Below are 19,824 nucleotides of genomic sequence, written 5' to 3' on the forward strand. Positions count from 1 at the left end.
AGGTGCCCAGCAGCACACCGTCTTCGATGTTGTCCGCAAGGGTGTAGCTGACGAATGTACGGACCGCATCGCGACCTTCACCGGCAGATTCGATGATGGTGTCAGTCAGGCTGTCGATGATGTATGTATCATCGCCGGCGCCGCCGATGAGTGTGTCGGTCCCGGCACCCCCGTCTAGCGTGTCGTTGCCGGCACCGCCGTTGAGCGTGTTGTTGCCGGTGTTGCCGGTCAGTATGTTATTGAGGGCGTTGCCGGTGCCGTTCAGGTCATCCTCACCGCGCAAAACAAGATTTTCCAGGTTATTGCCCAGCGTCCAGTCCAGCGAGGCAAAGACAGTATCAATCTCGTTGACCGAGGTGCCGTTTTCCACAATGACGTCGCCGGCATTGTCTACATAATAGGTGTCATTCCCGGCGCCACCAGCCATGGTGTCCGCACCGGTCATGCCATCGAGGATGTTGTTGCCTGTGTTGCCGGTCAGAGTATTGTCAAGGGCGTTACCACCAAAATTGATGTTGGCATCGCCCAGCAGAACGCCGTCTTCGATGTTGGCTGACAGGGTATAGCTGACCGATGAACGGATTACGTCACGGCCTTCATCGGCCGCTTCGATGACGGTGTCGGCGCGGCTGTCGACGATGTAGATGTCATCGCCGGTGCCACCGATCAGCGTGTCGCTACCTGCGCCTCCATCGAGCGTGTCAGAGCCGGCTCCTCCGGTTAATACGTTATTCAGTTCGTTCCCCGTCAGAACATCGTCGAACGCCGAGCCGATGGCGTTTTCGATCTTGGCCCCGTACGCAATTGCTAGCCCGTCATTGATCGCGGTGTTGCTGTTCAGGTCCGTGAAGGCCTTGCCGATCTGGCTATAGCTGCCTTCATTCAAGTTGATATTGACGGCCGCCAACTGATTGCTGCCATCAATGGTGTCGTTACCGCCTGCGTCCCAGATGGTTTCGAAGATTGACTGATTGGCATCCCACTTATAAACAGTGTCACCGGTCTGCCAGAGTATGTTGGCGCCATACAAACTCTGAATCGCAATAATATCCAGCACCATCGGTGTGGTTGGCTGGTAGGAATAGTTGTTGTTGTAGCTCATTACTGTGAAATGAACATCGTCCAGTAATGGACTCAGCAGGGTCTTGTTGGTGGGGCTAGTATCGAAGGGATGCTTGAGTCCTAGTGCATGACCGATTTCATGAATGAACGTCATGTAATCGTATGTGCCCTTCACCGGATTCGGATTGTTGGTTGCCGGGCCGATCCATACGTCGCCGGAAGAAGGGAGATTGTCAGGAAAGTAAGCCCAGGCCGCGGTTTGGAGATCCATCTCATCGAAACCTCCAAAACGTAAGTCCCCCACATTGGTAGAGGTATCACTGGTCAGCGTGAAGTTGAAAGGTGCAACTGCACTCCATGCAACCAGGGTGCTGACGACTGCAGTTTTCTGCGCTTCGGTCAGTTCATACAGCCCGTTGTACTCGCGGTCCGGGCTATAGAAAGGAGCAAACTTCGAAGTCCCCGGTGCCATGAAACTAAAGCTGAGATCGGTCGAACCCCCGAACGGCCAGTTGGACCCAAGCCAGTAATTTCCGGAAATCAGGCTGTCAACAGTAGCGTTTCCGGTCAGCGAAGCAGGTAATGCGAAGGTAAATGTCTTGGGCGTCGGCATGGGATTTCCTGAGTACTATGCGGCCCTTCCTGAATGCGACCGCTACAAAAAAATGCGATTTTGCACCAGAAGCAATACATTTGACATCATTGAGCCATCATTTTCTGATTGATGGCGTCAAATAACTGACCGGGCGATCTGTATCGGCACGTGCAGTAGAATCCTGAAACCAACCACTGCGCCGTTCGTCCAGGATTTTTCCATGTCAGTTCCCACCCCAGTACTCATCCGCGAAACATTCGCCGTCGGCCCGCTCCAGTGCAACTGCACAATCATCGGCGACGCACTCACAAAAAAAGCCATTGTCGTCGATCCCGGAGGCAACCCTGACCTGATCATGGCGCGCCTCGACGCTCATGGTCTGAAAGTCGTTAGCATCATCCACACCCACGCCCATCTCGATCACTTCTTGGCTTCCGGCCAAATGAAGGAGAAGACCGGCGCCACTTTGCATCTGCACAAGGAAGACCAGTTCCTCTGGGACAATCTGGAGATGCAATGCCAGATGTTCGGCGTGCCGTACACCCCGGTGCCAGCGCCGGACCGCTGGCTGAGCGACGATGAAGAACTGGCCTGCGGCTGCGGCGTGGCATTGCACACGCCGGGACATACGCCCGGTTCCATGAGCTTTTGGTTTTCCGAGGCTAAGCTGTTGATAGCCGGCGACACGCTGTTTCGTCGTGGCGTAGGGCGCACGGATTTGTGGGGTGGCGATCAGGCGACCATCGTGCGTTCGATCAAGCAGCGGCTGTACACGCTGGACGAAGACGCGACTGTTGTGACCGGGCACGGTCCGGACACGCGTCTGGGGGATGAAATGCGCGAGAACCCGTTTGTGCGTGCCTGAAGATTTTGTCACGGGCGTGCGGCGGAATTTTTGGGCAATGTCATGATCCAACGCCCGCGCAGGTCCATTCGTTGATCGGTGGCCGCTGCACCACAGAATGCAAAAAACCAGGAGCTCTCCATGTTCACCACGCGTCGTTTGATTATTGTCGCTACTGCCGTGGCCTTGCTGTCCGGCTGCGCCTCGCCCAACCCGTATGACAATCAGGGTCAGGCCGACGGTGGCTCGCAAGGCATGAGCAAAACCGCCAAATACGGTGGCCTCGGTGCGCTGGCCGGTGCCCTCGCCGGTGCCGCCATCGGCCACGACAACCGTGGCAAGGGCGCCTTGATTGGCGCGGCGGTCGTCGGTGCATCCGCTGCCGGCTACGGTTACTACGCCGACCAGCAGGAAAAGAAACTGCGCGCGAGCATGGCCAACACCGGTGTTGAAGTTCAGCGTCAGGGCGATCAGATCAAGCTGATCATGCCAGGTAACATTACCTTCGCCACCGATTCGGCAAACATCGCTTCGAGCTTCTATCAGCCGCTGAACAACCTGGCCAACTCGCTGAAAGAGTTCAACCAGAACCAGATCGAAATCGTCGGCTACACCGACAGCACCGGCAGCCGCCAGCACAACATGGACCTGTCTCAGCGTCGGGCACAGAGCGTGGCGACCTACCTGACCTCGCAAGGCGTCAGCGGTGCCAACCTGTCGGCCCGTGGCGCCGGCCCGGATAATCCGATCGCCAGCAACGGTGACGTCAATGGCCGCGCGCAGAATCGTCGCGTCGAGGTCAACCTGAAGGCCATTCCGGGCCAGCAATATGGTGGTCAACAGCAACAGCCGGGTACGGTTCAGCAGTATCCGTAAGCGATTGTCTGAATGAAGAAATGCCCGGTCCGGTGATCGGGCATTTTTTTTGTGTCGCCTGTAGCGGCCCTTTCGCGAGCAGGCTCGCTCCCACAATTGAAATGCATTCCCCTGTGGGAGCGAGCCTGCTCGCGAAGAGGCCGGCGAGGGCAGCGAAGATTGCAGATACAAAAAAGCCCCCGGACACATCACTGTCCGGGGGCTTTTTGTTGATCAGCGAAAGCCGATTATTTTTTCAAGCCGTAGTGCTCATCGAGCATCCCTGGCGAATTAGGCGACTTCGGTGCGTAGTCACGCGGTGGTTCCTGATCGCGCGGTGGCGTCAGGCGTTCGCGCGGTGCCTGCGCTGCGTCGGCGTGCAGGGCGGCGATCAGGCGCTGGCGGGTCTGCTCGTCCAGGGCCAGGCGGTTGGCGCCCTCGGCGAGATGATCCTGCACTTCCTGATAGCTTTGGGTCAGTTTCTTGACCAGCATCGCGGTGCTGTTGAAGTGGGTGACCACCTCGTTTTGATAACTGTCGAAACGCTCCTGGATATCATCCAGTTGACGCTGCGTACGGCTTGGCGCGGCGTTCGGCGCAACGCGCGCGATCAGGAATCCAATGGCGACACCCACAACCAGGGCAAGAGTCGGTAACAACCAAACTAAGAGCGAGTGTTCCACGAGTCCTTCCTCTATAAACGGCTTTGCTTTACGTTAACGGCTCGAACCTGCGCTGTATACCGCGATTCACTCGCAATAGTTCGGCACAGACAATTTGCTAGACGAGTCGACCCGATTCGAGGTCACGGAGTTCCTCCCTTGCTGATGCGTGAAACCCCTGTATTGATTGACGGCCCTGTGGGTCAACTAGAGAGTCTTTATCTGGATAACGAGCAGCCGCGCGGCATCGCGCTGATCTGCCATCCGAACCCGGTGCAGGGCGGCACCATGCTCAACAAGGTCGTCTCGACCCTGCAGCGCACCGCACGCGACGCCGGCCTGATCACCTTGCGCTTCAACTATCGCGGCGTCGGCACCAGCGAAGGCACGCACGACATGGGCAGTGGTGAAGTCGACGACGCTCAGGCCGCTGCCGCCTGGCTGCAAGAAAAGCACCCGGACTTGCCGCTCACTCTGTTCGGTTTCTCCTTCGGCGGATTTGTTGCAGCAAGTCTCGGCGGTCGTCTCGAAGCCCAAGGTGTCCAGCTCAAGCACCTGTTCATGGTCGCGCCGGCGGTGATGCGCCTGGGCGAGCAGGATCAACTGCCGCAACAGGGCGAGTTGACCGTGATCCAGCCGGAAACCGACGAAGTCGTTGACCCGCAGTTGGTTTACCAATGGTCAGAAAAACTCCAGCGCCCCCATGAGCTGCTGAAAGTGGCAGAATGCGGACACTTTTTTCACGGCAAGCTGACCGACCTCAAGGATCTGATCCTGCCGCGTCTCTCGAATTGATTGCAGTCTGACAAGCGATTACCCATGACCAACCGTACCCGCATCCTCACCGGCATCACCACCACCGGCACGCCGCATTTGGGCAACTATGCCGGCGCGATTCGCCCGGCGATCCTGGCCAGCCGCGACAGCAATGCCGATTCGTTTTATTTTCTGGCCGACTACCACGCCCTGATCAAATGCGACGACCCGCTGCGCATCCAGCGCTCGCGTCTGGAAATCGCCGCGACCTGGCTGGCCGGTGGCCTGGATGTCGATCGCGTGACCTTCTACCGCCAGTCCGACATCCCGGAAATCCCCGAGCTGACCTGGCTGCTGACCTGCGTCGCTGCCAAGGGCCTGCTCAATCGTGCCCACGCCTACAAGGCCTCGGTGGACAAGAACGTCGAAACCGGTGAAGACCCGGATGCCGGTATCACCATGGGCCTCTACAGCTACCCTGTGCTGATGGCGGCGGACATTCTGATGTTCAACGCACACAAGGTGCCGGTCGGTCGTGACCAGATCCAGCACGTTGAAATGGCCCGTGACATCGGCCAGCGCTTCAACCATCTGTTCGGTCAGGGCAAAGAGTTTTTCGCCATGCCCGAAGCGTTGATCGAGGAGAGCGTGGCGACGTTGCCGGGCCTTGACGGTCGCAAGATGTCGAAGAGCTACGACAACACGATCCCGTTGTTCTCCAGCGCCAAGGAGATGAAGGACGCGATCTCGCGGATCGTCACCGACTCGCGCGCGCCGGGCGAAGCCAAGGATCCGGACAACTCGCACCTGTTCACGCTGTTCCAGGCCTTCGCCACCCCGGCGCAGTCCGACGAATTCCGTAGCGAACTGCTGGGCGGTCTGGGTTGGGGCGAGGCGAAGAATCGCCTGTTCCAGCTGCTCGATAATGAGCTGGGCGAATCCCGCGAAAAATATCACCAGTTGATCGAGCGTCCGGCGGATCTGGAAGACATTCTGCAGATCGGCGCCAAAAAGGCCCGGGCCGTGGCGACGCCGTTCTTGAACGAATTGCGCGAGGCCGTTGGCCTGCGCTCTTTCGTTAATCAGGTTCAGGTTGCCGCGACCACCAAAAAGAAAGCCGCGAAAGCCGCACGCTTCGTCAGCTTCCGTGAAGACGACGGCAGCTTCCGTTTCCGTCTGCTGGCGGCCGATGGCGAGCAATTGCTGTTGTCGCGTAACTTTGCCGACGGCAAAACCGCCGGGCAGGTGACCAAGCAGTTGCAGTCCGGCGAGGCGCTGGACGTGCGCAATGAAGACCTGAGCTTCAGCGTCTGGGTGGCGGGCGAGTGCGTAGGCGACAGCCCGGCGTTTGCCGACGCTGCCGCGCGTGACGCAGCCGTCGAGGCTTTGCGCATCGCCCTGACCCCGGCTCAGGACTAATCGGCGGCACGACCCGACCAAGGGCCGATTGCCATTCCCACGGGCCGTCGCTACAGTGACGGCCCGTTTTTGTTGCCTTGCTAACGAATTATGACGCCCTTAGAACGATATCAAGCTGATCTGAAACGCCCGGATTTTTTCCATGACGCCGCGCAGGAAACTGCCGTGCGCCACTTGCAGCGTCTGTACGACGACTTGATCGCCGCCGACCAGAACAAGCCGGGATTTCTGGGTAAACTGTTTGGCAAAAAGGATCAGGCGCCGGTCAAGGGCCTGTATTTCTGGGGCGGCGTAGGTCGCGGCAAGACTTACCTGGTCGACACCTTCTTCGAAGCGCTGCCGTTCAAGGAAAAGACCCGCACGCACTTTCACCGCTTCATGAAGCGTGTGCACGAAGAAATGAAAACCCTCGGCGGCGAGAAAAACCCGCTGACCATCATCGCAAAGCGTTTCGCGACTGAATCGCGGGTCATCTGCTTCGATGAGTTCTTCGTCTCCGACATCACCGACGCGATGATTCTTGGCACGCTGATGGAAGAGTTGTTCAAGAACGGCGTGACCCTGGTTGCGACGTCAAACATCGTGCCGGACGGCTTGTACAAGGACGGCCTGCAACGCGCGCGCTTCCTGCCGGCGATTGCGCTGATCAAACAGAACACCGAGATCGTCAACGTGGACAGCGGCGTCGATTATCGTCTGCGTCACCTCGAGCAAGCCGAGCTGTTCCACTATCCACTCGACGAGGCTGCGAATGAAAGCCTGCGCAAGAGCTTCCGCGCGTTGACGCCGGAGTGCACCGCAGCGATCGAGAATGACGTGCTGATGATCGAGAATCGCGAAATCCGCGCCCTGCGTACTTGCGACGACGTGGCCTGGTTCGACTTTCGCGAATTGTGCGACGGCCCACGCAGCCAGAACGATTACATCGAGCTGGGCAAAATCTTCCACGCCGTTCTGATCAGCGGTGTCGAGCAAATGAGCGTCGCCACCGACGACATCGCCCGACGCTTCATCAATATGGTCGACGAGTTCTACGACCGTAACGTGAAGCTGATCATTTCTGCCGAAGTCGAGCTGAAGGATCTGTACACCGGCGGGCGTCTGACGTTTGAATTCCAGCGTACGCTGAGCCGCCTGCTGGAGATGCAATCGCACGAGTTTCTGTCTCGGGCGCATAAGCCTTAAGCGGAATTTCGGTAGAGAAAAAAGGGCCTGCGATTGCAGGCCCTTTTTTGTGCGCTGAAGTTTTTTCTGTGGGAGCGAGCCTGCTCGCGAAAGCGCAGTAACTGATCGTTCCCACGCTCCGCGTCACTTGCAAAGCGGACGCAGAGCGTCCAACTTTTGGGGTGCAGACCAGAGCGTGGGAACGATCATCAGACCAGGTTATGCAGCCTGCTGAAACTGTTGTCGATACTGGTTCGGCGACAGTTCAGTGTGCTGGCGGAACAACCGCGCAAAGAAGCTGGCATCGTCGTATCCGACCTCATAACTGATGGTCTTGATGCTCTTGCGCGTGCCGGACAACAAGCCTTTGGCCGTCTCGATACGCAGCCGTTGCAGGTAGTGCAGCGGCTTGTCACCGGTGGCTGTCTGGAAGCGGCGCATGAAGTTGCGGATGCTCATGCCATGTTCGCGGGCAACGTCTTCGAAGCGAAACTTGTCGGCGAAGTGCTCTTCGAGCCAATGCTGGATCTGCAGGATGATCACGTCCTGGTGCAGTTTCTGCCCGCCGAAACCGATACGGCCCGGCGAATAGCTGCGCTGCACTTCGTAAAGAATGTCGCGGGCCACGGCTTGCGCGACGTTCGAGCCGCAAAAGCGTTCGATCAGATAAATGTACAGGTCGCAGGCCGAGGTGGTGCCGCCCGCGCAGTAGAGGTTATCAGCATCGGTCAGATGCTTGTCCTGATTCAGGAACACCTTGGGAAATCGTTCCGCAAAAGCGTTGAAAAAGCGCCAGTAAGTGGTGGCTTCCTTTCCGTTCAGCAGGCCCGCTTCAGCCAGCCAGAATACGCCGGTGGCCTCACCGCAAAGCACCGCGCCACGGGCGTGTTGCTCGCGCAGCCACGGCAGGATCTGCGGGTATCGGCTGCACAGCGTGTCGAAGTCGTCCCAGAACGCGGGGAGGATGATGACATCGGTATTTTCCAGTCCGCCGTCCACTGGCATGACCACATTGCTGAAGCTTTTGACCGGCTTGCCATCGGGGCTGACCAGGCGGGTTTCGAACGCCGGTGTCAGGCCTTGGCCCAGTTGTTTGCCGTAACGCAGGCTCGCCACATGGAAGAAGTCCTTGGCTTGCATGAGGGTGTAGGCGAAAACCTGGTCGATCGCCAGGATGCTGACGCGCCGCAAGGGCGTGGAGACGTGCTTGGACATAATTCAACTTTTGTTTTGTTTTTATAAGGGAAAGTGGTCACCAGACGGCTGGATCGTCTTATTTTTTGTCGGATGTGTCCAGTGTCCTGTGTCAGAGGGGAGGCTTAGTCTCTGAAGGCCGTATCCCTCCAACAAGAAAGACAGGTGCCGCATGATCCCCAGAACCTTGTTCAGCTCCGAGCACGAACTGTTTCGCGACAGCGTGCGAACCTTCCTCGAAAAGGAAGCCGTGCCGTTTCACGCGCAGTGGGAGAAGCAGGGCCACATCGACCGCAAGCTCTGGAACAAGGCGGGGGAGGCGGGGATGCTCTGCTCACATCTGCCGGAAGAATACGGTGGGCTGGGCGCCGACTTTCTCTACAGCACCGTGGTGATCGAAGAGGTTGGCCGGCTGGGCTTGACCGGCATCGGCTTTTCGCTGCATTCGGACATCGTCGCGCCGTACATCCTGCATTACGGCAGTGAAGCGCTGAAGCACAAATACCTGCCGAAACTGGTCTCGGGTGAAATGGTCACGGCCATTGCCATGACCGAGCCTGGGGCGGGTTCCGACTTGCAAGGCGTGAAAACGACTGCGGTGCTGGACGGCGATGAATATGTGATCAATGGCTCCAAAACCTTCATCACCAACGGCTTTCTGGCTGACCTGGTGATTGTGGTCGCCAAAACCGATCCGAAGGCCGGCGCCAAGGGCACGAGTCTGTTTCTGGTGGAGGCCGGTACTCCGGGCTTCGAAAAGGGCAAGCGCCTGGAAAAAGTCGGCATGAAGGCGCAGGACACCTCGGAGCTGTTTTTCCAGGACGTGCGCGTGCCAAAGGAAAACCTTTTGGGGCAGGCCGGCGCCGGGTTTGCTTATCTGATGCAGGAGCTGCCCCAGGAGCGTCTGACCGTAGCTATTGGGGGCCTGGCCTCGGCCGAAGCGGCATTGCAGTGGACGCTCGATTACACCCGTGATCGCAAGGCGTTCGGCAAGTCGATTGCCGATTTCCAGAACACGCGCTTCAAGTTGGCCGAGATGGCCACTGAAATTCAAATCGGTCGGGTCTTCGTCGACCGCTGCCTGGAGTTGCATCTGCAAGGCAAGCTTGATGTGCCGACGGCGGCGATGGCCAAGTACTGGGGCACCGACCTGCAATGCAAAGTGCTCGACGAGTGCGTGCAGTTGCATGGCGGTTACGGCTACATGTGGGAATACCCGGTGGCACGGGCGTGGGCGGATGCGCGGGTGCAACGAATTTATGCCGGCACCAATGAAATCATGAAGGAGATCATTGCGCGCTCGCTTTGACGTTTGCTTGTTGCGGCGGGCCCCTTCGCGAGCAGGCTTGCTCTCACAGGGCACACATTACCTGTGGGAGCGAGCCTGCTCGCGAAGCTTTTAGCGGTAGCTCACGGCGCAGGATTCGGATGATCCTTGTGAATCGCTTCAATCCCGGCCAGCACTTCATCGGAAAGCTTCAGATCAAAACTGGCGATGTTGCTGTCCAGTTGTTCAAGCGTCGTCGCGCCGATGATATTGCTGGTCACGAACGGTTGCTGCGTTACGAAGGCCAGAGCCATCTGCGCTGGATCCAGACCATGCTCACGGGCCAGCGCCACATAGCGGCTGCACGCAGCTTCCGATTGCGGGTTGAAATAGCGGCTGAAGCGGCTGTAGAGGCTCAGACGACCTTTTGGCGGTCGGGCACCACCTTCGTATTTTCCTGATAGAAAACCGAACGCCAGCGGCGAATAGGCGAGCAGGCCGCACTGTTCACGGATGGCGATCTCTGCCAGACCCACCTCAAAGCTGCGGTTGAGCAGGTTGTAGGGGTTCTGGATCGACACGGCACGCGGCCAGCCACGGGCTTCGGCCAGGGCGAGAAAACGCATGGTGCCCCACGGCGTTTCGTTGGACAGGCCGATGTGGCGGATCTTGCCGGCCTTCACTTGCTCATCGAGCGCTTCGAGCGTGTCTTCGAGCGGAGTGAGGTTGGCCTCGATCTTGTGCTTGTAGCCCAGCTGTCCGAAAAAGTTGGTGCTGCGCTCCGGCCAGTGCAGTTGGTACAGGTCGATGTAATCGGTCTGCAGGCGTTTCAGGCTGCCATCCAGCGCTTCGGTGATGTGCCGGCGGTTGTGGCGCAGGTTCTTATCGCGGATGTAGTCAATGGTGTTTCCGGGACCGGCAATCTTGCTGGCCAGAATCCAGTCGGCGCGGTCGCCGCGGCTCTTGAAGTAATTGCCGATGTAACGCTCGGTGGTGGCGTAGGTTTCGGCTTTGGGCGGCACCGGGTACATCTCGGCGGTGTCGATGAAATTGATCCCGGCATTTTTGGCCCGCTCGATCTGGGCGAAGGCTTCAGCTTCAGTGTTTTGCTCGCCCCAGGTCATGGTGCCGAGGCAGATTGCACTCACGTTCAGGTCGGTACGGCCTAGTTGGCGATAGTCCATCGGGTGCTCCTTGGGCAAAACAATCATAAAAGCAGGTTGAAATATTTTTCGCAATCTGCATAATTGCCGACCTCTTTCTGCAGTGGAAGTGATGCGCCGCCGCCGAAGAATCTTGCCGTTGAACGGACGCGCCGACCCGAGCCCCCGAAAGCGTCTGTATCCGGCTGCCTTTGACTTGTCAAAGTACGCACTATTCAGTAAGATCCGCCGTCTAATTTACAGGGCGGCCCCTGAGGCTATAAAGAATGAAAACTTTTACTGCTAAACCGGAAACAGTAAAGCGCGACTGGTTTGTCGTCGACGCTGCTGGTCAGACCCTGGGTCGTCTGGCCACCGAAATCGCGAGCCGTCTGCGTGGCAAGCACAAACCTGAGTACACTCCTCACGTTGACACCGGCGACTACATCGTCGTCATCAACGCCGAGCAGATCCGTGTTACCGGCGCTAAAACCACTGACAAAATGTACTACTCCCACTCCGGTTTCCCGGGCGGCATCAAGTCGATCAACTTTGAAAAGCTGATCGCCAAAGCCCCTGAGCGCGTGATCGAGACCGCGGTTAAAGGCATGCTGCCTAAAAACCCACTGGGTCGCGACATGTACCGTAAGCTGAAAGTCTATGCGGGCGCTGCTCACCCACATACTGCTCAGCAGCCCCAAGAACTGAAGTTTTAACGGAATAGTACATTATGTCGGCGACTCAAAATTACGGCACTGGCCGTCGCAAGACCGCAACCGCACGCGTTTTCCTGCGTCCGGGTACTGGTAACATCTCCATCAACAACCGTTCGCTGGATAACTTCTTCGGCCGCGAAACTGCCCGCATGGTAGTTCGTCAGCCGCTGGAGCTGACCGAGACTGTCGAGAAGTTCGACATCTACGTCACCGTGATCGGCGGTGGTGTAAGTGGTCAGGCTGGCGCAATCCGCCACGGCATCACTCGCGCTCTGATGGATTACGACGAAACCCTGCGTGGCGCCCTGCGCAAAGCTGGCTTCGTTACTCGCGACGCCCGTGAAGTTGAACGTAAGAAAGTGGGTCTGCGTAAAGCGCGTAAGCGTCCGCAGTACTCGAAGCGTTAATTCCGCTTCCACGTTCAAAAAAGAACGCCCGATTCCTCACGGAACCGGGCGTTTTTTTATGCCTGCGATTTATCAAAAAGAATTGCGCTGTGACAACTTGCCACATTCGTAGACGCCCTATACTGCAAGGCTTAGGGGGGAGAGCCCCGGGTAATTCCCTTGTCAGAATTGGGGCTTTTCATTACCATTCGGCAAAATTTTTATAAGTAACATTGATTTTATTTAGTAGATGCCTGATTTAACAGGCCAAAAAAGCTGATGGGAGAGGACTGAATGAGCAATGACGGCGTGAATGCAGGCCGGCGTCGCTTCTTGGTGGCAGCCACATCCGTGGTGGGTGCTGCAGGAGCGGTGGGGGCTGCGGTCCCGTTCGTGGGGTCATGGTTTCCCAGTGCCAAGGCGAAAGCCGCCGGTGCACCGGTGAAAGTGAATGTCAGCAAAATCGAGCCAGGCCAGCAGATGATTGCTGAATGGCGCGGCCAGCCGGTGTTCATTGTCCGCCGTACCGAGGAAATCCTGGGGAATCTCAAGAAGATCGAGGGCCAGCTCTCCGATCCGACCTCCAAAAACTCCACGCAACCCACCTATGTCGACCCTGAAGTACGCTCGATCAAGCCGGAAATTCTGCTGCTGATCGGGATTTGTACCCACTTGGGTTGCTCACCAACCTTTCGCCCCGAAGTGGCACCTGCGGATCTGGGTAAAGACTGGGTCGGTGGTTATTTCTGCCCTTGCCACGGTTCCCATTACGATCTGGCTGGCCGCGTCTACAAGTCGCAACCTGCGCCTTTGAACCTGCCAGTTCCCCCGCATTCCTATGAGACCGATGACCTGATTGTCATTGGCGTCGATACGGAGAACGCGTGATGAGCAAGTTCATGGATTGGGTTGATGCGCGCTTTCCTGCGACCAAGATGTGGGAAGACCATCTCAGCAAATATTACGCTCCAAAAAACTTCAATTTTTTCTACTTCTTCGGCTCGCTGGCGCTGCTCGTTCTGGTCAACCAGATCGTCACGGGTGTCTGGCTGACGATGAGCTACACCCCGTCGGCGGAAGAAGCGTTTGCTTCCGTTGAATACATCATGCGCGACGTCGAGTACGGCTCGATCCTGCGTTTGCTGCACTCGACCGGGGCCTCGGCGTTCTTCATCGTGGTCTATCTGCACATGTTCCGGGGCTTGCTCTACGGTTCGTACCAGAAACCCCGCGAGCTGGTCTGGGTGTTCGGCATGCTGATTTACCTGGCGCTGATGGCGGAAGCGTTCATGGGTTATCTGTTGCCATGGGGCCAGATGTCCTATTGGGGTGCGCAGGTGATCATCTCGCTGTTCGGTGCGATTCCGCTGATCGGTGATGACCTGACCCAGTGGATACGCGGTGACTATCTGATCTCCGGCATCACTCTGAACCGCTTCTTCGCCTTGCATGTCGTGGCCTTGCCGATCGTGATTCTCGGTCTGGTGGTGCTGCACATTCTGGCGCTGCATGAGGTCGGGTCGAACAACCCCGATGGCATCGACATCAAGAAGCTCAAAGACGAAAACGGGGTCCCTCTGGACGCCATTGCCTTCCATCCGTACTACACGGTGAAAGACATTGTCGGCGTCGTGGTGTTCCTGTTCATCTTCTGTTTCATTGTGTTCTTCTTCCCGGAAATGGGCGGTTACTTCCTCGAAAAGCCTAATTTCGAACCGGCCAACCCGTTCAAGACGCCGGAGCACATTGCACCGGTCTGGTACTTCACTCCGTTCTACGCGATTCTGCGCGCGGTGCCGGACAAGCTCCTCGGTGTTATCGCCATGGGGGCGGCGATTGCGGTGTTGTTCGTGTTGCCCTGGCTCGATCGCAGTCCGGTCAAATCAATGCGCTATAAAGGCTGGATGAGCAAAATCTGGCTGGTGCTGTTCTGCATTTCCTTCGTGATTCTGGGCGTTTTGGGTGTGTTGGCGCCGACGCCGGGACGCACGTTGTTGTCGCAGGTCTGCACGTTCCTGTATTTCGCCTACTTCATTCTGATGCCGTTCTACACCCGGCTCGAGAAGACCAAACCGGTACCGGAAAGGGTGACTGGCTGATGAAAAAGTTATTTCTTGCTCTGATTTTTGCTGCGCTGCCTTCCCTGGTTCTTGCTGCCGAGGGCCATGGTCCAGAACTGGAGCATGTCGATATCGACGTCTCCGACAAAGCCGCCCTGCAGGATGGTGCGCGGACTTTCGCCAACTATTGCATGGGTTGTCACAGTGCCAAGTTCCAGCGCTACGAGCGCGTCGCCGATGATCTCGGCATCCCGCATGAGTTGATGCTGGAGAAACTGGTGTTCACCGGTGCCAAGATCGGCGACCACATGAACATCGGCATGCAACCGGCTGATGCCAAGACCTGGTTCGGTGCAGCTCCGCCAGATCTGACGCTGGTGGCGCGTGTTCGTGGCACTGACTGGCTCTACGGTTACCTGAAGTCGTTCTATGAAGACCCGACGCGCCCATGGGGCGTGAACAACAAGGTCTTCCCGAACGTCGGCATGCCTAACGTGCTGGTCAGCCTGCAAGGCCGTCAGGTCGTGGGATGCAAGCAGGTGCAGATCGTCGAGGACGGCAAGAAGCAATATGATCCGCTGACCGGCTCACCTCTGACCCATGAGGCGTGCGATCAGTTGACCATCGTGCCCAAATCCGGTGCTCTGAACGAAGAGCAGTTCGATGAGAAGGTCAAGAATCTGGTAACCTTCCTGGCTTACTCGGCTAACCCGGTTAAGCTGCAACATCAGCGCATCGGTACTTATGTCTTGCTGTACCTGGCGTTCTTCTTTGTGTTCGCCTATCTGCTCAAGCGTGAATACTGGAAAGACGTGCACTGATACGCTTCAAGCATTGCTGTTAATCGCGCGCGCCCAAGGGCGTCTCCGATAAACAGGGTCTGCTCGGTCAGATCCTGTGGGAGGCGCCCTCTGGGCGCGCGCGTTTTTCCGGTTCCGAAAAATTCAACAAGCGAGGAGGATCGCCATGGGCGTGACCAATCGGTTGGCCTGTTACTCCGACCCCGCCGACCACTATTCCCATCGAGTGCGCATCGTGCTTGCAGAGAAGGGTGTCAGCGCCGAAATCATTTACGTGGAAGCGGGTCGCCAGCCGCCTAAACTGATTGAGGTGAACCCTTACGGCAGTCTGCCGACGCTGGTCGATCGTGACCTGGCGTTGTGGGAGTCGACCGTGGTGATGGAATATCTGGATGAGCGTTACCCGCACCCGCCGCTGTTGCCGGTTTATCCGGTGGCGCGTGCCAATAGCCGTCTGCTGATTCACCGTATTCAGCGCGATTGGTGTGGTCTGGTGGATCTGATTCTGGATCCCAAGAGCAAAGAGGCCGCACGGGTTGTGGCGCGCAAGGAATTGCGTGAAAGCCTGACGGGCGTGTCGCCGTTGTTCGCCGACAAACCGTTCTTCCTCAGTGAGGAACAAAGTCTGGTGGATTGCTGCCTATTACCCATACTCTGGCGTTTGCCGATTATGGGTATTGAACTGCCGCGGCCGGCCAAGCCGCTGCTTGATTACATGGAGCGTCAGTTTGCGCGTGAGGCTTTCCAGGCGAGTCTGTCTGGTGTCGAACGCGATATGCGCTAAGGCTTAAGGAGCCGCTATGAACTCCAGTCGACCTTATCTGGTCCGCGCGCTCTACGAGTGGATTGTGGATAACGATTGCACCCCGCACATGCTGGTGAATTCCGAGTACCCGGCGGTGCAGGTGCCGCAGGGCTTTGCCAGCGACGGCCAGATCGTTCTGAATATCTCGCCGAGTGCCGTGCGCCATCTGCACATGGACAACGACGTGGTGACGTTTGAAGGCCGCTTCGGCGGTGTTCCGCACAGTCTCTACGTGCCGATCAGCGCGATCCTGGGCATCTACGCCCGGGAGAACGGTCAAGGCATGGTGTTTGATCTCGAGTTGCCGATGGATGACGAGGAAGAGATCGAGCCGGATGACGACTCGCCGCCACCGGGCAGCGAGCCGCCGCGCCCAAATGGCCGGCCAAGCTTGAAAGTTGTGAAATAAAAAAAGGCGATCCAGATGGATCGCCTTTTTTATTGCCGCTTGGCCCCTGTAGGAGCTGTCGAGTGAAACGAGGCTGCGATCTTTTGATCTTTAAAAGCAGGATCAAAGATCGCAGCCTTCGGCAGCTCCTACATGGATGTATCAATGTCAGTCGATGTATTCGAACAGCTTGACGATCTTCTGCACGCCGGACACGCCCTGAACCAGATTGGTCGCCTGAGTGGCTTCCTGTTTGGTCAGCAGGCCCAGCAGGTAGACGATGCCGTTCTCGGTCACGACCTTGATGCGCGAGCCGGGAATGCTGGCGTCGGTAAGCATCTGGGTCTTGATCTTGGTGGTCAGCCACGCGTCATTCTGGCGCGCCAGCAGGGAGGAGGGCTGCAGCACTTGCAGTTCGTTATGCACCTTCTTCACACGCTGCACGTTGGCGGCGGCCTGTTCGGCTTTGGCCTTGAGGTCTTCGCGCGGGGTCTGGCCGGCGAGCAGTACCACACCGTTGAAGCTGGTGACGACAATGTGCGAATCGTTGTCCAGGGCCGGGTCGGCCTTGGCGATGTTCACGCCCACTTTGGTTTCGATCAGCGAGTCGTCGATCTTGCTGCCGAAGGTGCGCGTGCCACGGTCATCTTCGATCGGCGCTTCACGGCTGGCGTTCACCACCGAGGTGCAGCCGCTGATGCCAAGGCACAGGGTCAAGGCCAGAAGGCCAAGGCGATTAGGGGTCATTCTTCACTCCCGAACAGTTGGCTGTCGATCAGATCGCAGAGGCAATGGATCGCCAGCAAGTGGACTTCTTGAATACGTGCAGTCACGTTGGCCGGTACGCGAATCTCGACGTCCTCGGGCAACAGCAGCGACGCCATGCCGCCGCCATCGCGTCCGGTCAAAGCTACGACAACCATTTCGCGATCATGTGCGGCCTGGATCGCTTGAATAATGTTGGCCGAGTTACCGCTGGTCGAAATCGCCAGCAGCACATCGCCCGGCTGACCGAGTGCGCGGATCTGTTTGGAGAACACTTCGTTGTAGCTGTAGTCGTTGGCGATCGAAGTGATCGTCGACGTATCAGTGGTCAGCGCAATTGCCGGCAGGCTCGGGCGCTCGCGCTCGAAGCGGTTGAGCAGTTCCGAGGAGAAGTGTTGTGCGTCGCCGGCCGAGCCGCCGTTGCCGCACGAAAGCATTTTGCCTTCGTTGAGCAGGGCGTTGACCATGATCTGGCTGGCTTGCTCGATGTGCGGTGCAAGTACGTCCATCGCCTGTTGCTTGGTGTCGATACTGGCCTGGAAAAGCTGGCGAATTCGGGATTGCATGTCCATCTGTGTGACCTTAATTAGCGCGGCTGTCCGGCACAAGAATGTGCAGCCCGCAAAGCAAAGAGCAAAATGTGTCGAGTAAAAATCGGGTCGGGCGCAGGCGATCAACTGTCGAACGCATTCTGCAACCAGTTCAGCTGACTCGGGTGGCTGTCGATCGCCACCACGTCGAAGCGGCAGGGGGAATTGGCCCAGCGCGACTCGCGCTGAAGAAAATACTGCGCAGCGAAAATCAGCTTCTGCTGCTTGCGCCCATCGATGCTAGCGAGCGCGCCACCCCACTGGGTATTTTTTCTGTAGCGAACTTCGACGAATACTACTGTATCGCCATCAAGCATGACCAGATCAAGCTCGCCGCGTTTGCATAACCAGTTCTGCGCCAGCAGGCGCAGCCCTTGATTTTGCAGATGTTCGAGCGCCTGGCGCTCGGCATCCTTGCCGCTTTGCGAGCGTGACCTGTCAGGCATTAGCGCGGGGTGTCCGGCAGACGCTGGACCTGGCCGCTGACGAACTGCGCCCAAGGCAACTGGCGCACAACACGCTGAGTCTGGGTCATGCCGAGGCTGCCCGACTGGCCTTCGATGCGGCTGTCTGGCAGGGCTTTGAGTTGGCCCAGACGCGGTGCCAGACGATAAGCGTCGGCGCCCATGGCATACAGGCGACCGAGGCTGCCGTTGGCTTGCGGCCATTGCGCCGTGACTTGCTGGCGCAGTGGGTCGCTGGTTTCCAGCAGCCACGGGGTTTCGCAGAAGCGAATGCCGTTCATGTCGTTGTACTGGTTGACGTCGCCGCTCGCGCTGTACACGTGGGAAGTCGCGTAGACCGGAACGTCACCGGCGTACTGGAAGTTCAGGGTCGGCTTGATCTGCTGGGCCTGTTGCGGCGTGGCGGCGAGGAAAATGAACTCGATGTCCTGACGGCGCGAAGGCTGTGCGGCGACGTTGGTGCCGGCGACGTTCTGCAGACTCTTGGCGCGGGCTTCGCTCTGGCGCAGCTGGAACATGTCAGCGATCTGCTGGGCCAGTTGCACTGGCTGATCGACACGTTCGGTGGCAACGATACTGCCGCCATTGGCTTGCCAGTCCTGGCTGAAAGCGCGCAGGACGCGGTCGCCCCATTCGCCTTTCGGCACCATGATCGCGGCGCGGTGCAGGCCATCGGCACGGGCGCGACGGGAAACTTCACGAGCTTCGTCTTCAGCCGCCAGACCGAACTGGAACAGTTGCGCCGGGCCCTGCTCGCCTTCGCTGTAGTTCAGCGCCAGGGTCGTGATCGGCAGCTGTGGGCGGGTGCTCAGTTGTTTGACCAGTGGTTTTTCCAGCGGGCCGACGACCAGTTGCACGCCGTCAGCCTGTGCCTTGCGGTAGAACTCATCCATGCTGGTCAGTTTCGAGCTGTCGTAGAACTCGATGGCGGGCGGGTTCTGGCCGGCCTGTTGCGCCTGATAATGTGCGGCCATGAAGCCTTCGCGCAGGGCTTTGCCGACCGACGCCAGTTGACCGTCCTGCGGCAGCAGCAGGGCAATCTTGCTCAGTGGCTGGCTGGCCAGTTCCTTGAGCTTGGTCAGCGGCAGCGGCAGGTTGATCGCGGCTGGGTGCTTTGGATTTTGCGTGCGCCAGGTATCGATCGCGGCTTGTTGCTGCTCCAGGGTGCCTGCGGTTTTGACCGCTTGCGCCAAGGCCATCCAGCCACCGAGATCATCGGTGGTGTTGGGTTGCAGTTGGTCAGCCGGCAGCGAGGCGATCAGGGTCCAGATCGCTTCGTGGTTCTTGCTCGCGGCTTCGCCTTCCAGCATCGGTGCGATGAAGACCCGTTCCCGGGCGGCGGCCAGGGTCTGGCCATCGGCTTCAAGGGCGCGGGCGTGAACGGTGCCGGTGCGCACTTGCTGCTCTTCCGGCATCTCGCCGAGCTTCTGGAAGCTCGGATGGCTCAGGGCGGTCAGCGCAGCTTTTGGCTGATTGCGCGTCATGGCCAGTTCGGCGGACAGCGTGTTGGCGAAAATCTGCTGGCCCGGCTTGAGTTGTTCCACGGGTACCTGTTGCAGAATCTGCGCGGATTGGCCGGCATTGCCCTGGCGATAGGCCAGGTCAGCCGCGCTCAGGCGCAACAGGGCGGCTTTTTCCGGGGTTTTAGCCTGGCCGGCCTGTTCGAGCAGCTGCTCGATGCTGGCGTCCGGAGTCCGTGGAAGTTCGCCAAGGCTGGAGGAAGGGGAGCTGGCACACGCCGCCAACAGGGCAGCGAGGCAGAGGGCAGTGAACAGCCGCAGGCAAGCGATCATGTAAGTGTTCCTGATACTCGATCAAATTAGCGTGGAATTGTACCCAAGCACTGGCCGGGGCGCGATGTTAGTGGCGTGAATCGGGCAATTTAGCTGG

At 58.3% G+C, this 19,824-nt stretch carries 21 protein-coding genes; 13 read left to right on the forward strand and 8 right to left on the reverse strand.

Annotation, left to right across the window (positions count from 1 at the left end; translation table 11 throughout):
* Window positions 1–1,675 (reverse strand): M10 family metallopeptidase (locus tag HU727_RS06145; protein WP_217847127.1); only part of this gene is annotated, 1,675 nt, incomplete at its 3' end.
* 202 nt (window positions 1,676–1,877) lie between these two features.
* Between HU727_RS06145 and HU727_RS06150 the strand changes: the two genes are divergently transcribed.
* Window positions 1,878–2,522 carry an MBL fold metallo-hydrolase gene (locus tag HU727_RS06150; protein WP_186530454.1) on the forward strand — a complete coding sequence of 215 codons (645 nt, stop codon included), beginning with the start codon at window positions 1,878–1,880 and terminating at the stop codon, window positions 2,520–2,522.
* 120 nt (window positions 2,523–2,642) lie between these two features.
* The gene (locus HU727_RS06155) at window positions 2,643–3,377 is read left to right on the forward strand and encodes a YiaD family glycine zipper/OmpA-like lipoprotein (RefSeq protein WP_186530452.1); all 735 of its coding nucleotides are present in this window, start codon (window positions 2,643–2,645) and stop codon (window positions 3,375–3,377) included.
* Between the two features lie 227 nt (window positions 3,378–3,604).
* Here the strand turns inward: HU727_RS06155 and HU727_RS06160 are convergent, their stop codons facing one another.
* Complete coding sequence (locus tag HU727_RS06160) at window positions 3,605–4,039, reverse strand: Z-ring associated ZapG family protein (protein WP_016773251.1); 435 nt, start codon at window positions 4,037–4,039, stop codon at window positions 3,605–3,607.
* Window positions 4,040–4,183: 144 nt separating this feature from the next.
* On the opposite strand from HU727_RS06160, the gene HU727_RS06165 reads away from it, so the two are divergent.
* The 3 genes from HU727_RS06165 to zapE all read left to right on the forward strand — a co-directional run bounded on the left by HU727_RS06165 (window position 4,184) and on the right by zapE (window position 7,378).
* Window positions 4,184–4,813, forward strand: a complete 630-nt coding sequence (locus HU727_RS06165; RefSeq protein ID WP_186530603.1) for an alpha/beta hydrolase — start codon at window positions 4,184–4,186, stop codon at window positions 4,811–4,813.
* 24 nt (window positions 4,814–4,837) lie between these two features.
* Window positions 4,838–6,193 carry a tryptophan--tRNA ligase gene (locus tag HU727_RS06170; protein WP_186530450.1) on the forward strand — a complete coding sequence of 452 codons (1,356 nt, stop codon included), beginning with the start codon at window positions 4,838–4,840 and terminating at the stop codon, window positions 6,191–6,193.
* Between the two features lie 90 nt (window positions 6,194–6,283).
* Window positions 6,284–7,378: a cell division protein ZapE gene (zapE, locus tag HU727_RS06175; protein WP_186530448.1), complete on the forward strand. Its 1,095-nt coding sequence runs from the start codon at window positions 6,284–6,286 to the stop codon at window positions 7,376–7,378.
* A 198-nt stretch (window positions 7,379–7,576) separates the two neighbouring features.
* Here zapE and HU727_RS06180 read toward each other — a convergent pair whose 3' ends face one another.
* The gene (locus HU727_RS06180; protein WP_186530601.1) at window positions 7,577–8,473 is read right to left on the reverse strand and encodes a GlxA family transcriptional regulator; all 897 of its coding nucleotides are present in this window, start codon (window positions 8,471–8,473) and stop codon (window positions 7,577–7,579) included.
* Between the two features lie 250 nt (window positions 8,474–8,723).
* Between HU727_RS06180 and HU727_RS06185 the strand changes: the two genes are divergently transcribed.
* Entirely contained in the window at window positions 8,724–9,860 is a 1,137-nt protein-coding gene (locus HU727_RS06185; RefSeq protein WP_186530446.1) for an acyl-CoA dehydrogenase family protein, read from the forward strand.
* Window positions 9,861–9,961: 101 nt separating this feature from the next.
* Here HU727_RS06185 and HU727_RS06190 read toward each other — a convergent pair whose 3' ends face one another.
* On the reverse strand, window positions 9,962–11,002 hold the full coding sequence (locus HU727_RS06190; RefSeq protein ID WP_186530444.1) for an NADP(H)-dependent aldo-keto reductase: 1,041 nt from the start codon (window positions 11,000–11,002) through the stop codon (window positions 9,962–9,964).
* 245 nt (window positions 11,003–11,247) lie between these two features.
* Between HU727_RS06190 and rplM the strand changes: the two genes are divergently transcribed.
* The 7 genes from rplM to HU727_RS06225 all read left to right on the forward strand — a co-directional run bounded on the left by rplM (window position 11,248) and on the right by HU727_RS06225 (window position 16,136).
* Entirely contained in the window at window positions 11,248–11,676 is a 429-nt protein-coding gene (gene rplM / locus HU727_RS06195; RefSeq protein WP_007917032.1) for a 50S ribosomal protein L13, read from the forward strand.
* A gap of 14 nt (window positions 11,677–11,690) precedes the next feature.
* Window positions 11,691–12,083, forward strand: coding sequence for a 30S ribosomal protein S9 (rpsI, locus tag HU727_RS06200; protein WP_003205364.1), 393 nt, complete (start codon window positions 11,691–11,693; stop codon window positions 12,081–12,083).
* A 273-nt stretch (window positions 12,084–12,356) separates the two neighbouring features.
* Window positions 12,357–12,950 (forward strand): ubiquinol-cytochrome c reductase iron-sulfur subunit, encoded by a 594-nt coding sequence (gene petA / locus HU727_RS06205; RefSeq protein WP_186530442.1) that lies wholly within the window; start codon window positions 12,357–12,359, stop codon window positions 12,948–12,950.
* Window positions 12,950–14,161: a cytochrome b gene (locus tag HU727_RS06210; RefSeq protein ID WP_186530440.1), complete on the forward strand. Its 1,212-nt coding sequence runs from the start codon at window positions 12,950–12,952 to the stop codon at window positions 14,159–14,161. The genes petA and HU727_RS06210 overlap by 1 nt, the downstream gene beginning before the upstream one ends.
* The gene (locus tag HU727_RS06215; RefSeq protein ID WP_186530438.1) at window positions 14,161–14,943 is read left to right on the forward strand and encodes a cytochrome c1; all 783 of its coding nucleotides are present in this window, start codon (window positions 14,161–14,163) and stop codon (window positions 14,941–14,943) included. Before HU727_RS06210 ends, HU727_RS06215 begins: the two co-directional genes overlap by 1 nt.
* A gap of 145 nt (window positions 14,944–15,088) precedes the next feature.
* Window positions 15,089–15,706 (forward strand): glutathione S-transferase N-terminal domain-containing protein, encoded by a 618-nt coding sequence (locus HU727_RS06220; protein WP_186530436.1) that lies wholly within the window; start codon window positions 15,089–15,091, stop codon window positions 15,704–15,706.
* A 16-nt stretch (window positions 15,707–15,722) separates the two neighbouring features.
* A complete protein-coding gene (locus tag HU727_RS06225; protein ID WP_186530434.1) occupies window positions 15,723–16,136 on the forward strand; it encodes a ClpXP protease specificity-enhancing factor in 414 nt (137 codons plus the stop codon).
* A 147-nt stretch (window positions 16,137–16,283) separates the two neighbouring features.
* Here HU727_RS06225 and HU727_RS06230 read toward each other — a convergent pair whose 3' ends face one another.
* The 4 genes from HU727_RS06230 to HU727_RS06245 all read right to left on the reverse strand — a co-directional run bounded on the left by HU727_RS06230 (window position 16,284) and on the right by HU727_RS06245 (window position 19,727).
* Window positions 16,284–16,862, reverse strand: coding sequence for a BON domain-containing protein (locus HU727_RS06230; protein ID WP_186530432.1), 579 nt, complete (start codon window positions 16,860–16,862; stop codon window positions 16,284–16,286).
* Window positions 16,859–17,452 carry a phosphoheptose isomerase gene (locus HU727_RS06235; RefSeq protein ID WP_186530431.1) on the reverse strand — a complete coding sequence of 198 codons (594 nt, stop codon included), beginning with the start codon at window positions 17,450–17,452 and terminating at the stop codon, window positions 16,859–16,861. Before HU727_RS06235 ends, HU727_RS06230 begins: the two co-directional genes overlap by 4 nt.
* Before the next feature lie 101 nt (window positions 17,453–17,553).
* Window positions 17,554–17,916, reverse strand: a complete 363-nt coding sequence (locus HU727_RS06240; RefSeq protein WP_150592666.1) for a YraN family protein — start codon at window positions 17,914–17,916, stop codon at window positions 17,554–17,556.
* On the reverse strand, window positions 17,916–19,727 hold the full coding sequence (locus HU727_RS06245) for a penicillin-binding protein activator (RefSeq protein WP_186530430.1): 1,812 nt from the start codon (window positions 19,725–19,727) through the stop codon (window positions 17,916–17,918). Before HU727_RS06245 ends, HU727_RS06240 begins: the two co-directional genes overlap by 1 nt.
* Window positions 19,728–19,824: the final 97 nt, after the last annotated feature.

Source organism: Pseudomonas khorasanensis (genome assembly GCF_014268505.2).
GTDB lineage: Bacteria > Pseudomonadota > Gammaproteobacteria > Pseudomonadales > Pseudomonadaceae > Aquipseudomonas > Aquipseudomonas khorasanensis.

Coding starts and splice junctions, on each gene's coding strand:
- HU727_RS06150 (WP_186530454.1), top strand. CDS start 1,878: ATGTCAGTTCCCACCCCAGTACTCATCCGCGAAACATTCGCCGTCGGC.
- HU727_RS06155 (WP_186530452.1), top strand. CDS start 2,643: ATGTTCACCACGCGTCGTTTGATTATTGTCGCTACTGCCGTGGCCTTG.
- HU727_RS06165 (WP_186530603.1), top strand. CDS start 4,184: ATGCGTGAAACCCCTGTATTGATTGACGGCCCTGTGGGTCAACTAGAG.
- HU727_RS06170 (WP_186530450.1), top strand. CDS start 4,838: ATGACCAACCGTACCCGCATCCTCACCGGCATCACCACCACCGGCACG.
- zapE (WP_186530448.1), top strand. CDS start 6,284: ATGACGCCCTTAGAACGATATCAAGCTGATCTGAAACGCCCGGATTTT.
- HU727_RS06185 (WP_186530446.1), top strand. CDS start 8,724: ATGATCCCCAGAACCTTGTTCAGCTCCGAGCACGAACTGTTTCGCGAC.
- HU727_RS06190 (WP_186530444.1), bottom strand. CDS start 11,002: ATGGACTATCGCCAACTAGGCCGTACCGACCTGAACGTGAGTGCAATC.
- rplM (WP_007917032.1), top strand. CDS start 11,248: ATGAAAACTTTTACTGCTAAACCGGAAACAGTAAAGCGCGACTGGTTT.
- rpsI (WP_003205364.1), top strand. CDS start 11,691: ATGTCGGCGACTCAAAATTACGGCACTGGCCGTCGCAAGACCGCAACC.
- petA (WP_186530442.1), top strand. CDS start 12,357: ATGAGCAATGACGGCGTGAATGCAGGCCGGCGTCGCTTCTTGGTGGCA.
- HU727_RS06210 (WP_186530440.1), top strand. CDS start 12,950: ATGAGCAAGTTCATGGATTGGGTTGATGCGCGCTTTCCTGCGACCAAG.
- HU727_RS06215 (WP_186530438.1), top strand. CDS start 14,161: ATGAAAAAGTTATTTCTTGCTCTGATTTTTGCTGCGCTGCCTTCCCTG.
- HU727_RS06220 (WP_186530436.1), top strand. CDS start 15,089: ATGGGCGTGACCAATCGGTTGGCCTGTTACTCCGACCCCGCCGACCAC.
- HU727_RS06225 (WP_186530434.1), top strand. CDS start 15,723: ATGAACTCCAGTCGACCTTATCTGGTCCGCGCGCTCTACGAGTGGATT.
- HU727_RS06230 (WP_186530432.1), bottom strand. CDS start 16,862: ATGACCCCTAATCGCCTTGGCCTTCTGGCCTTGACCCTGTGCCTTGGC.
- HU727_RS06235 (WP_186530431.1), bottom strand. CDS start 17,452: ATGGACATGCAATCCCGAATTCGCCAGCTTTTCCAGGCCAGTATCGAC.
- HU727_RS06240 (WP_150592666.1), bottom strand. CDS start 17,916: ATGCCTGACAGGTCACGCTCGCAAAGCGGCAAGGATGCCGAGCGCCAG.
- HU727_RS06245 (WP_186530430.1), bottom strand. CDS start 19,727: ATGATCGCTTGCCTGCGGCTGTTCACTGCCCTCTGCCTCGCTGCCCTG.